Source organism: Clostridium beijerinckii, from assembly GCF_008705175.1.
GTDB lineage: Bacteria > Bacillota > Clostridia > Clostridiales > Clostridiaceae > Clostridium > Clostridium beijerinckii.
This window is the reverse complement of the sequence record NZ_CP043998.1, coordinates 1856440-1870157: the sequence shown is the minus strand read 5'-3', so window position 1 is coordinate 1870157 and position 13718 is coordinate 1856440. Positions and strand designations below refer to the sequence as shown.

The window sequence follows — 13718 nt, the reverse complement described above, 5'->3', positions numbered from 1 at the left end:
ATTTGTTCCCCCTCTATAAAGTCTTTTTCTCTAGATTAATAATATTATATTTTTTACTTGATCTATTATAATTTGTTGTACTAGAAATTACATAAATTGGCCTATCTTTACTTTCATCAAATATTCTTCCAATATACTGACCCATTATCCCAATACAACCTAAAACTACTCCAAACATCATCATGTTAATTCCTATCATCATAGTAAAATTCAACACGCTGCTTTTATTAATTATAGCTTTCGTAATATCAACAAACATTAAAATAATTCCAACCAGCAAAGCTATGATCCCAAAATGTCCTGCAATAATAAGTGGTTTATACGATAGTGCTGTTATACCATCACATGCCAGCTTAAACATCTTTTTTAGAGGATATTTAGTTTCTCCTGCAAATCTTTCCTGTCTTATAAATTCAACATAGGTTTGCTTATAACCAACCCAACTCACGAGTCCTCGTACATATCTATTCCTTTCAGGCAGAGCTATTAATGTATTACACACCTTCCTATCTATAAGTCTGAAATCCCCTGCATCTACTGGAACGTCAACTGTTGTCATACTTCTTAATAATCTATAATAAACTCTTGCCGTAAATTTTTTAAAAAAGGTTTCCCCTTCTCTCTTTACCCTCTTTCCATAGACAACTTCATAACCTTCTTTCCATTTTTCAATCATTTTAAGCATTACTTCTGGTGGATCTTGGAGATCAGCATCTATTACAATAATTGCATCTCCTAATGCTAAATCCATACCTGCAGTTATAGCCGCTTGGTGACCAAAATTTCTTGAAAAATTAATGAGTTTTATATTCTCATCTCTGCTACATATTTCTTCTGCTATTTCTCTTGTTCTATCTTTACTTCCATCATTCACAAATACAATTTCGTAACTTTCATTTGTAGAATCCATAACTTCTTTAAGTCTTTTATAACTTTGATTTATAACAAGTTCCTCATTATATAAAGGTACTATAACAGAATAAACTGTTTTATCATTCATATTTATCACCTCAAATATCTTTTATAAATTAAATGTTGAGTTATAAACTCTTTTAAATCTATATTTACATTCTAGAAAATAATTGTCACAGTTTTGTTACATTCCAATCACAAATTATATACATTTTAAATAAATATTATTATTAGAGATTTACCTATGAACTTATACCAATATATTTATGCGAGGAAGATTTCTCATTAAATGAAAAATAATTCACAAAAAAAGATAGCACCTCATCTTGAAAATGCTATCTTTTTTTCTTTAAATACTATAATTTTAAAGAGATCCTACTTATATATAATTGCTTATATCTTAAATTTGTTCACCACTTCATTTAATTTTTCTGCTAGCAGAGCCTGCTGCTCCGCAGCTTTCGCTAACTGCTCTATCTCAATTGTTGTTTCGCTTACACTATCTTTTATTGTTTCAGCGTTTTCAGATGATTTCTGTGCAATTTCAGCTGTATTTTGTACTGCATTAGTTATTTCATGAATTGTTGCTGTAAGTTCCTCTGACATAGAAGCTATTTCCTCTGACATATTTGCTACAAATTCTGCATCATCATAATATTGATTCCCCATATTCTTCATATCCTCAAATTTAGAATTTACATCTTCTTTTATAAAATCTAATACTTCTACGTTATTATCAGAAAGATTTCTAAACGCAGCTTGTACTTTTACTATTGTATCTTTTATAATAGTAACAGCCTGAGATGCCTCTTCCGCTAACTTCCTAACTTCTTCTGCTACTACCGCAAAACCTTTTCCATTATCTCCTTTACTAAAATACTAATATCATTTTTCATTAAAAATATTGAATTAGCTAGATCTCCAATTTCATCTTTTCGTTTTAAAATCAGTTCAGGAACTGATACTGTAAAATCTCTCTTAGCTAAAACTCTAATGCACTCTACTGATAATTTCAATGGGTTAGCAATTGTTTTAGATATAATAACTGATAAAGTAGCTGCTATCACTACTGACAAAAAACCTAGTATTATAAAAATCTTTCTAGAATAACTAAAACTATTGTTATTTTGAACATTTATTTCTTGTGCTTTATCAGCATTATATATCGCCAAAGCCTTTAAGTTTTTTTGAAATTCATCTACTTTCCCTGTTATTGATTTATATTTTTCTAAAGCCTCTTCTTGCTTCCCATCCATGGCTAACTTTATAATTTCATCTCTTGCTGCTCTATATTCTTTAAGATCATTCTCAACTAAAAGTATAATTTCTAATTCGAATTGATCAACCTCATTCCCTTTATAAGCCTGCCAGTTATTATCATATGCCTTTACTCTATCTTTAATATCATTTAATTTCTTATTTTGTTCTTCAGTATCTTTTACATTCAAAATAATATTATATGTATCTGCCTCTATTGCCCTTGATTGGTTTCTATTATCATTTAACCACTGTACAGGAAGCAATCTATCTTTATACATAGATGTTACATTATAATTTAATTGTAAATTATAATAATATCCAATTCCCCCCATAAAAATAATCAGTAAAATCATTATCCCCGAAAATAAGAAAATTTTCTGTTTAACTTTTAAATTATTAATCATATTTAGTCCCCCTTTAAGCATTAAAAACTAATTTAATCATTTAATCTTTAGCTGTTTAATATTTAATCTATTAAAATATAATAATAGACCAATTGAAACTATCAAGTTTGAACCGGTCTTTTGTAATGTTAACTGCAAACTACTATAATATTTACTAAAAACAGTTAATCACACTCTTTTATTTATTACACCAAATTACATTATGTGACTTTCATTCATCTCATAGCAATTGTTATTTTCTTAATATTAAAGTAATTTTATCATTTAAATAAAAAATAACAATAAATATTATAATTTTCCCATAATTTTTTCATAATAAAAAAGCCCTCAAAAGAGAGCTTTTTATTATGAAAATCAAAAACATTGATTTATACAATTATATTATTTTATTCTTATGTTATTAAATTTATACATCTAAGTACTATAGTTCAACCTTTGTCCCATAATATGTGCATTCAAATAATTTTTCCATTGTAGCATCATCTATTTCTCTAGGATTTGATCCTGTACATGCATCTAACACTGCATTATGAGCAATAAATGAAAGATTTGCCTTAAAATCATCCTCTGTAACCCCATATTCTTTCATTGAATGAGGAATATTTAAATCACTATTCATTTTATTAATCATTCCAATTAATGAATCAGTTAATTCTGAATCTGTACTTCCTTCTAATTTTAATGCTCTAGCAATATCAGCATATCTATCTTCGCATTTTGTTCTATTATATTGAATTACATATGGTAAGAATATAGCATTCGCACATCCATGAGGAATATGGAATACAGCACCAACCTTGTGAGCCATTGAATGAACTATTCCAAGTAATGCATTAGAAAATGCCATTCCTGCTAAACATTGAGCTTCATGCATTAAGTTTCTAGCTTCCTTGTCTCCTTCAAAAGACTTGAGTAAATTTTCTTGTACCATCTGCAATGCTTTAATTGCTAAAGGATCAGAAAAGTTTGATCTAAGCGATGCAGTATATGCTTCTATAGCATGAGTTAGTGCATCCATTCCAGTATGAGCTGTTAATGTTTTTGGCATGGTTTGAGCTAATACTGGATCAACTATTGCTATATCTGGAGTTATGTTAAAGTCAGCTAAAGGATATTTAATCTTTTCTGTGTAATTTGTTATAACTGAGAATGCTGTAACTTCTGTAGCTGTACCACTTGTTGATGGAATAGCTACAAATTTAGCTTTTTGTCTAAGCTCTGGTAAACCAAATGGAACAACCGCTTGTTCAAAAGTAAATTCTGGGTATTCATAGAATATCCACATAGCTTTTGCAGCATCTATTGGCGATCCTCCACCCATAGCAACTATCCAATCAGGTTCGAAGTTTCTCATTGCTTCGGCACCCTTCATTACTGTTTCTACTGATGGATCTGGTTCTACTCCTTCAAATAGCTCTACTTCCATTCCTGCTTCTGTTAAATAATCTTCAACTTGTTTAAGAAAACCAAATCTTTTCATTGATCCTCCACCAACAACTACAAAAGCTTTTTTGCCTTTTAAAGTTTTAAGTACTTCAAGCGCCCCTTCTCCATGATATAAGTCCCTAGGTAAAGTAAAACGTGCCATAAATTTATACCTCCTAAAATTCATCTGTCATATTTATTTGCTTTTAACCACATTAATTATGTAAAGCAATATTTATGCCAAATGTTATTATTTTATCAATTTATTATATAGGTTTATGTAATATTCTGGTATAATTTATCGCATAATTTTTATTTCATACTAATACAAATAAGGATATATTTCCCTGTAAATACAAGGTTCTAATTCATCAATCTACGTGAATTTTTCAAAATATATTAGTAGACTTATTTCTCCATTTATTGAAATTTTATAATCTAATTATTAACAATGTAGTTTTTCTAACACAAATTTACTGTATCAAAAAAATACAATTTATAAATAAAATGTTCAATTTTATTACACTGTATATTTTTAGGACATATATTCCATTCATTTTTTTATGTTTATATATTGTTCATTTTTGATTCATGATAGTTTATCTATTTAATTGCTTGTAGACACTAAAAATAATCCTTTACTTAAATGTTACATTTATATTTACTATCTCACATTTACTCCCAATCCTTATAGGCGGTCCCCACGTTCTTGTGCCACATGAAACTATTATTTGAAATTTATCCATTTTTAGATATCCATAATCAATTTTAAATACTCTTTTCGTTATTAAATTAAAAGGAAAAAACTGTCCTTTATGTGTGTGACCAGATAATTGTAAATCAATTCCTTCACTCACAGGTTCATTTAGGTTATTGGGCTGATGATCAAGCACTATTATAGGTAATTCTCCACTAATTTCATTTACAGTTTCTGATAGTTTTTTTCTTCTTATCCCGCTTATTCTTTCATAAGAGATATCTTCACGCCCTATAACATAAAAACTATCATCAATTTTTACATAACTATCTCGTAATATATTAACTCCTACTTTTTTGAAATTATTTATTCTATTTGATGAATCACCTTTATGATCATAGTCATGATTCCCCAAACATGCATAAATCCCATATTTACTTTTTATTTTTTTAAAATTACTTTGCATCTTAGAAAAATCATAATTTATCATATCTCTATTAGAATCAATTATATCTCCTGCAATTAAAACAATATCTGGTTGTATAGAATTAATTTTATCTATTAGTTTATCTATTCTTTTATCCATTAAATTACCAAGATGAATATCTGATAAAAGTGCTATTTGTAATTTACTTATCTTTCCTGCCTTTTTAGGTAAGTCTATATTATATGGTGTAATTATTGCGTTTTTAGCATTTATCGTTCCATATAGAATTATAATTATTACAGTAAAAAGAACTATCAAAGCAATATAAAATAAAACATTTGCGTTAAGTTTAATATCGCTAGGTATAAACTGTAAAGTCTTGCCTAAAATAAAAAAGCACTCAATCATGCCAATAAATATTGCAAAGTATAATATAACAGCAAGCCAATAAGATGCTATCAAGTAAATTCCATCCTGAAGAAATCTAGGTATATGGCGATTCCATATAACTCCAACTAAGCTTATTATAAATATAATAAAAAAGAAGCTAAAGTACATTTCACTATTAAAAAAAGGGATCATACTATATAAATTTTTCCAAAACCATATGCTAATGTAATAATTTATTCCAGAATATAAAATCAATATAATACTTATCATCATGTATATCATTCTTTTTTACTCCTTATGAATCATCGTAAAATACATTTACGATAATTTTATAAACTTCATTGGTAAAATAAATCTTATCTATTTATTTAGAATAATTATTTTATGTTTAACATTTAGTATATTTTGATACCTTTTATAGAATTGCATTTTTTTAATTAATTCATATAACTTTCGTAATTTAATCTAAATGAGTTGTATCATTTAAACTAACTAACATTGGCATTAAATCATCATTGAAAGTTATTTTATTAATACAAGTATTGCCAAGTGCTACTTTATGATACATTGTCATATCCCAGTCAAATATTCCTATAAGTCCAGCTTTTATTATTCCTCCATGAGCAACAATTACTATCTTCTCACCTTTATGTTTAGATACTATTTCTAGAATACACTTCTTAGCTCTACCTACCGCATTACGTATACTAGAATCTCCACCGCAAATATAACTTTCTTTTTTATCAGTTCTCCAAGCTTTAAAAACATCAGGATATTTTTCACTAATTTGCTTAACAGTTAATCCTTCCCATTCACCAAAATTAATTTCTCTTATCTCAGGCTCTATTATAACTTCTTTATTCGTAATTGATGCTAATATATTTGCTGTTTTAAAAGCTCTACTTAACGGACTAGCATATATCCAATCAAATTCTTCATTAAGTCTATTTTTTAATATTTGCGCTTGTTTTACTCCTTCCTCTGACAACTCTATATCTGTACACCCTTGAAATTTTCCTAAAGCATTCCATTCTGTTTCGCCATGTCTAATAAGTAATAATGTAGTTTTCATAATTTACCTCTTTCCTAACTTCATATTAAATAGATATCTTATCGAATGAATCTCTACTATAATTTTGTATATCTAATAAACTACTAATATTATATTTTTCCTTAATACTATCAAAATACTCTTGGATCAAACTTTTTTCAATCACAGTATTAAATTCACCATATTTGATATTCTTTCCATTAATAGAATTAGTTCTTGTTAATATCCAAGGAGCTTCGCTTTTAGTCATCTCCTTTAATATTTTCCCACTATAACAACCATAAAATTTTATTATACTTTCTACAATATTCCGTTCAAAATTCTCCAACCTTAACTTATCATTAGCCATTATATCTTTATTAACTTTTTCATATCCAAATTGTTCATATCTTTCATATAAACTTGGATAAAACGGACCATCCTTCCAAGCTTCGCAATCTTCTTCAAACATAAAATTACCAGTAAAGACATAATGAAATGCTTGTACATAATATAGAAGTTTTTGGATTGATAAAGCTGTGAAATCTTCACATCTTATCAACAAATATTTTATTACTGCGTCGATTTTTTCTTCTGTCTCATCTTGATCTAAAATATATCTAATAGCTTGTCTACTTTTATTGTAATCTACTGGATTTATTCTTTCCTTATTATTTTGCAATATGATAGAATAATAACTTGTATTTTCATATACTTTTCTTAGTAAATCACTATTGGAGACTCCAATCATATCCCCATCTAAATATCGTTCTATAGTCTTACTATTCCATCCTAATATTAGTGAAAGTGCTTCTGAATTAATTGAATACTTTATTTTAACTTTTTCTATTTCATCCGTACTAATAATATTATAATTCCTTCTATATTCTTTATATAAGTTCATCAAATTATACTCACATATGTCTGACACAAAAATCTCATTACCACAAACGTTACAAACAGCTTCTTTAGCCTTGTAGCTTACCTCTTCTTCTTTTAGTATGGATGTTCTTCTTACTTTATATACTTGATATTCTCTTTCGCTAAAACAATATTCACAAAATGCTGATTTCTTCATGAGTTTATCCCTCCTTTTAGAAATGAAGACAATTCTTTTTATCTAAAAAGATATGTAATAGGCTTGTTTCTTTTATGTAGAGAGACTAATACTCTACTACTATTCACTTCATTACATATTACATTAAATTTCAAATAAATATCTACTATTTCTCTCTTATCCTCAACATTATACAATTCTTTTTGTAAACAAAATACGTAAAGATCATTTTGCTCAACTCCATTTTTTACATTTTGGAGGCCATAACAAAAATCTTTGTAGTCTATACCGCATAGTATACTTATTCTCTTCTTTTCATTTATATTGTATTCTTCTATAAATTGAATATTTTCTGCCTTATTTTCTTCTAAAGATATAGTATACATATCTTCACGAACACAATCTTTAATAATTTCAACTAAATTCCTAATTTGTTCCTTACTATAATCCTTTAGCAGCAATCTTCTTCACCACCTTACTACTTCTAATAATCTAACAAAAGGTTATCATTTTATAGAATTGGTGTCAATCATAGCCAAGATTTCCTTCTAATTAACTATTAATGCTGTTACAAGGTAAATTCTTTAGACTAATCATAAAACATTCATTATGTAACAGCATTAACATGTAATCTGTAATTTTATTTATCCTTCTTGTGGTGCATATTCTGTTTGAATTGATTCTCCTTTTTCTTCCGATACTAAATCATCAGTATATACAACTATTATTTCTTGTATAGATTCATCACTTGTTTTATATACTTTACTTCTTATTTTACTTGAATATTTCCCATTTACCCCATCATTATATATGCTCTTTATCGCATCTACTATTTTAGAGTTATTTCCTTTTATTTTATTAACATCATATCCTTCCATTGAACTCCATATTGCTATCTGAGTAGCGAAATACGCTTCGTTTTCATTGTCTAAATTTAATTCAGCTACAGATCTATTTGGATATCCGGCAGCAATAACATTACGAACTGATTCACTTAAATTACTATTTGACGAAAAATTTTGCCCAGATGGATATTTTTCATTTATCTCTAAGCAATATGCAACATTGTTGCTTCCAGCAACTCTTATTCTTCTCGCTGTAAGATCATAGCCATCGTACTCAACTGTATATAATGGTTCCTTATCAGTAGTTATTTTCACAGTATTAGCATCAGCGCCAACGAAAGCCAAACTCATAAGTACGTTAAAAATAATAAAATAACTTAATACTTTTATGTATTTTTTTAATTTCATTTGTATTCCTCCTATACATTTATCTTCATACATAGTTTCTCTTTTAATACTCTTATATATTCATAAATTAACTATAAAAATATAAATAGTTAAATATATCTACTTTCTTTAATTTTATACTTCTTTTCTTTAAAATAAAAAATGCCATTAGTATTTTCATTAATACTAACAGCATTCTTATAATTAATTTCATTATTTATAAACTTTTATCTTATTCCGCTTCGTTCATTATACCTAATTTATCAAATATCATAAAACTTATACTTAACACCATAGCAACCACTGTTGCTAGCCCCATTCCTTTAAGTTCAATAGTCCCTAAAGTTAATTTTATGCCACTTAATCCTACTATAAATACTACCGAAGTTAATATTAAATTTCTTGATTTAGAAAAATCAACTTTTTCTTCAATAAAAGTTCTTAATCCTGAAGTTGCAATAGTCCCAAATAATAAGAAGCTTATTCCTCCAATAACAGGCGTTGGAATTGTACTAATAAGTGCTGACATTTTCCCAGAAAACCCTAGCAAAATTGATACTAAGCCGGCCCCACATATTACATATACACTATACACTTTAGTTAGAGCTAAAACTCCTATATTTTCACCATAAGTTGTTGTTGGTACAGAACCAAACATTCCCGAAATGATAGTTGATAGCCCGTCTCCAAGTAAAGATCTATGAAGTCCAGGATCTTTTGATAAATCTCTTCCAACAATGCTACTAGTAACTTTTAAATGACCAACATGTTCTGCAATTACTACAAATGTTGCAGGTAGTATAGTTAAAATTGCATTTAAACTGAAATGTGCAACCTTTATATTAGGTAAAACAAAATAATTTGCATTATTTATAGTACTAAAATCTACTAATCCCATAAAGAATGCTGTAATGTATCCAACTACTACCCCTATTAATATAGGTATAACTTTCAAGAATCCTTTTAATAAGATATTACATAAAATCACTGTAGCTAAAGTAACCATCGAAACAATTACCCATGTTATGTTTAAAGTTGGAGAATTACTTAATCCAACCGGAAAACCTGCTTGATCTGCTGCATTACTGGCTAATTCTAAACCTATAATTGTTATTATTGATCCCATAGCAGCTGGTGGAAATAATTTATTTATCCATCCCATACCTGTATATCCAACAATAATCGCTATTATTGAAAATGATATACCTACAAATACAAAACCGCCTTGTATAGTCTGAAAATCATATCCTTGACTATATAAAAGTAATACTGGTGATATAAATGCAAAACTTGATCCTAAATAAGCTGGAATACTTTTTTTAGTAATAAAGGCATAAAGTAATGTACCAATACCATTAAAAAATAGCACTGTTGTTGGATCAATTTTAAAAATAAGTGGTACTAAGACTGAAGCTCCAAACATTGCAAACAAATGTTGGATACTTAATGGAATTGCTCTCTTTAAAGAAACTTTCTCTTTTACATCTATAAAATTTTTTTCGCTTTTTAATGATTTATTATTCATCATATGTTCCCCCTTCTTAGCTTCTCTGAACTAAATTAAAAGTATGCTTTTACAAAAATATCATATATTCATGAGTTTTGTCAACAATTCTGTGCAATTTTTTTAAATATTATTGTTGAAATTTTAATATTAGTTTTTTATTGTTGTCATAATATTGCCACAATATATATTTATACTATTACTTGAAACAAGATAAAACATTATTTTACTCCTATTAAAAATACTATGACCCATATAAGAATAGTTCATTTCACCCTAGTGAACTATTCTTTTTTGTTATGTGAAATATTTTTTATGCTGCACTAATTATACTTTAATAACACTATATCTATTTTAATTATTTAGATTAGTTTCATATTCCTTCCCACAAAACGCCTTTATCAAGCTTACATTTCGTTATAAATTCTATTGCTGCCACACTATGTTCAAGATCACCGTATAATTTTTGTTTCTCTAGGCCTGATATATTATTATTACTTATTAGCAACATCTTGTAGTTTTCTACTATTGTTGTTATTGCGCTTTTTAATGCTTCTTTTTGTTGATCCTTTGTTAGCTTTTCATCTTTTACTTCTCCCATACCCTCACCCCTTTTCTATAACTAAAAATATTCTATAAATTATATAAAATCCCTTTTTCCAATTTGTAGTATTTATGTTATTCTGTATAAGATTTTTATTTATAAAACTGTGTTATCGATATTTTCTAATATAAAACAATTTTTTCATAAACTTAAAATTCAATAAGAATTAATTTATATACTAGCCTTGTCATAATCCTGTAGCAATCTTAAGTTATAATATCAATATAAACAATTTTCATTATTTTTTTTACCTCAAAAAAATATCGTCAACCAATTTTAAGATAGCTTATATTTCTAAATAAGCTATCCTTTTCATTGATTTTTCTTAATAATTTACCAAATTCAAATGATTGGATTTTTTATCTTGTAGTACAATTCGATTCCATCATACCTTCAGTAAATAGTACTATTTAGAACTTTCTATTAAGAATCCTCCTAGATCTCTATCCAATTCTCTAATATGCTTTCTCCACCAACTGGACATCTTTTGTTGTACATTTATAACAAACAATGCTGAGACACCAGCTTTTTCAAAAACTTTTCTTAATTCTCTAAGCTCCTCTTTGAATTCTTCATGTTGCTTATGTTGAATATCGTATTTAGGATAATTGCTCTTTCTTTGCATCTCTTCTTCATCATTAAAATGCTTAATAACGTACTCTTCTAGAAAGCTTAAAGTCTCTATAACCTCATCTTTTCCTTTTCCCTCTCTCATCGCACTTACTAACTTATTAATTCTATCAAACAATTCTTTGTGTTGATGATCTATTTTATCAATACCCACTGACCATTTCTTATCCCAATTAAATTCCATAAAAAACCACCCTTCATTAATGCATAAATTATTCTTAAGTTGATTCTCTTTTTTATAATACCTCCATAATATAATTTTAGTTAAATTGACTCGATATACTTATCAAGATCGAATCTCTTTTACCTAATCATATATTTCTACATTCTTATACAAATACCTTCTTTCTGTAATCTTTATTTTAACTTTTATTTCCACATTTTTCAGCATTAAAAGCATATTTTTCTCTTTTTTATACATGATGTATTGTAAATTTATAACATTGTATAAACTTTTGTGTCGTTAATAATTTACTATCGTAATATATTTCTTAATAGAAATATACTTATTCACTTTTTATTAACGCTTGTATACCATAGAATTATATTTTCACATACTATAATCTACTTTTGAAATATCATGACCTTCTTGTTAATTAATTTATTTTTTTACATAAAAAAAAGACCAAAGAATAATTATATCTCCTTAGTCTAAAATATCATATCTATTTATATACTATTATTCCAGTTATATAACCCAATATTCCCGAAATAGTTATCGCTAATATTTTTAATACTGGAATATTAATTTTTATTTCCATACACTTTAATCCTCTGTCTTTCTATATCTTAAATTCTAACACTTTAATTATAACATGTCCGCTTTAAATTTTCCACTTAAAAAGGATGGTTAATTTATGTTGCTTTCCTCTATAATCTTTTGTTTTTATTTTTGCATAAAAATAACCTTTTATTAGTTAGATTGTTACACCCAACTAATAAAAGGTATTAGTCTTACATAAATTTAGAGTATTAATTGATATGAAAAACTATTAGTTGCTATTAAAATATAGATGAAAGATATTTTCCATTACCTTCAACGTAGCTTTTCACATTACTTCAAGCCAATTAGCTAACTTTATTTTTAAGTCTTAATTTATCAGCTATTATAGCTATAAATTCACTATTTGTTGGCTTACCTTTATCATTATGCACTGTATATCCAAATAACCTGTTAATCGCTTCTATTTGACCTCTTCCCCATGCTACTTCTATTGCATGTCTTATTGCTCTTTCAACTCTTGAAGCTGTTGTATTGTACTTTTTAGCAATTGAAGGATATAACTCTTTAGTTACTGCTGATAATAATTCCATATCGTTTACTACCATTGTTATAGCTTCTCTCAAATACATGTAACCTTTAATATGAGCTGGTACTCCAACTTCATGTATTATATTAGTTATTTCCGTTTCTAAATCAATAGGCGCCTTTGTTTTATTTTCACTTGGAGTAGATATCATTGATGATGCATACGAATTTCTCATATTTGTTTCTTGAACTGCTGCAGAGCTATTAAACATTTCTCTGATTCTCTTTGTAAATACTTCCATGTCAAAAGGTTTTACAGTATAATAATCTGCACCAAGAGTTATTGCCTGTTGAGTAATCTTATCTTGGCCTACTGCTGATAATATTATTATTCTTGGAACCTTTTCCAATTGCATTGTATTTAATTTTTCTAAAACACCTAATCCATCTAAATGTGGCATAATTATATCAAGAATAACTAAATCAGGCTTTCTTTCTACTATTAACTCTAAAGCCTCTCTACCATCTTTTGCAATTCCTGTGACAACTATATCTTTTTGATTAAGTAGATAATCATTTAATATACTGCAAAATTCTTTGTTATCATCAGCAATTAGTACAGATATTTTTGAATCTTCCATATTTTTTCTCTCCTTTTGTCCATTCTTTTATTATGTTTGTATTTTAATATATTATTTAACCCCTATAACCATATCTTATTAAATAGTTCCATCATTGTACAATATAACACAATATATTACTTCTACAAATTATTGTAAGATCCTTGACATTAATAGGGTATGTACGTCTACATTTGCAATAGTAATTTTTCTATTAATATATTCCCTTTTACATAAATATCTCTTAAGTCCGATTAATATTACTTTATCATCTTCC

The 13718-nt window shown here is 27.5% G+C and carries 12 protein-coding genes and 1 pseudogene; all 13 read right to left on the bottom strand.

What is annotated here, in order from left to right; translation table 11 throughout:
• Window positions 1-13: 13 nt before the first annotated feature.
• The 13 genes and pseudogenes from F3K33_RS08525 to spo0A all read right to left on the bottom strand — a co-directional run bounded on the left by F3K33_RS08525 (window position 14) and on the right by spo0A (window position 13462).
• Window positions 14-1000: a glycosyltransferase family 2 protein gene (locus F3K33_RS08525; RefSeq protein ID WP_039770530.1), complete on the bottom strand. Its 987-nt coding sequence runs from the start codon at window positions 998-1000 to the stop codon at window positions 14-16.
• Between the two features lie 305 nt (window positions 1001-1305).
• A pseudogene (locus F3K33_RS26710) lies at window positions 1306-1719 on the bottom strand (methyl-accepting chemotaxis protein); the annotation flags it as partial.
• A 32-nt stretch (window positions 1720-1751) separates the two neighbouring features.
• The gene (locus F3K33_RS26705; RefSeq protein ID WP_243141313.1) at window positions 1752-2576 is read right to left on the bottom strand and encodes an MCP four helix bundle domain-containing protein; all 825 of its coding nucleotides are present in this window, start codon (window positions 2574-2576) and stop codon (window positions 1752-1754) included.
• Between the two features lie 421 nt (window positions 2577-2997).
• Window positions 2998-4164, bottom strand: a complete 1167-nt coding sequence (locus F3K33_RS08515) for an iron-containing alcohol dehydrogenase (RefSeq protein WP_023974698.1) — start codon at window positions 4162-4164, stop codon at window positions 2998-3000.
• 475 nt (window positions 4165-4639) lie between these two features.
• The gene (locus F3K33_RS08510; RefSeq protein WP_236892176.1) at window positions 4640-5587 is read right to left on the bottom strand and encodes a metallophosphoesterase; all 948 of its coding nucleotides are present in this window, start codon (window positions 5585-5587) and stop codon (window positions 4640-4642) included.
• A 388-nt stretch (window positions 5588-5975) separates the two neighbouring features.
• Window positions 5976-6587 carry a histidine phosphatase family protein gene (locus tag F3K33_RS08505; RefSeq protein WP_039770533.1) on the bottom strand — a complete coding sequence of 204 codons (612 nt, stop codon included), beginning with the start codon at window positions 6585-6587 and terminating at the stop codon, window positions 5976-5978.
• Between the two features lie 25 nt (window positions 6588-6612).
• Window positions 6613-7623, bottom strand: coding sequence for a type II toxin-antitoxin system antitoxin SocA domain-containing protein (locus tag F3K33_RS08500; protein WP_039770535.1), 1011 nt, complete (start codon window positions 7621-7623; stop codon window positions 6613-6615).
• Window positions 7624-7661: 38 nt separating this feature from the next.
• Window positions 7662-8063, bottom strand: a complete 402-nt coding sequence (locus F3K33_RS08495; protein WP_039770537.1) for a hypothetical protein — start codon at window positions 8061-8063, stop codon at window positions 7662-7664.
• A 183-nt stretch (window positions 8064-8246) separates the two neighbouring features.
• Entirely contained in the window at window positions 8247-8855 is a 609-nt protein-coding gene (locus F3K33_RS08490) for a thioester domain-containing protein (protein ID WP_026015633.1), read from the bottom strand.
• Between the two features lie 211 nt (window positions 8856-9066).
• On the bottom strand, window positions 9067-10359 hold the full coding sequence (uraA, locus tag F3K33_RS08485) for a uracil permease (RefSeq protein WP_170816438.1): 1293 nt from the start codon (window positions 10357-10359) through the stop codon (window positions 9067-9069).
• 352 nt (window positions 10360-10711) lie between these two features.
• Window positions 10712-10939 carry a hypothetical protein gene (locus F3K33_RS08480; RefSeq protein ID WP_017208908.1) on the bottom strand — a complete coding sequence of 76 codons (228 nt, stop codon included), beginning with the start codon at window positions 10937-10939 and terminating at the stop codon, window positions 10712-10714.
• Window positions 10940-11348: 409 nt separating this feature from the next.
• Window positions 11349-11756, bottom strand: coding sequence for a bacteriohemerythrin (locus F3K33_RS08475; protein WP_011969037.1), 408 nt, complete (start codon window positions 11754-11756; stop codon window positions 11349-11351).
• A gap of 884 nt (window positions 11757-12640) precedes the next feature.
• Complete coding sequence (gene spo0A, locus F3K33_RS08470; RefSeq protein ID WP_011969036.1) at window positions 12641-13462, bottom strand: sporulation transcription factor Spo0A; 822 nt, start codon at window positions 13460-13462, stop codon at window positions 12641-12643.
• Window positions 13463-13718 lie beyond the last annotated feature (256 nt).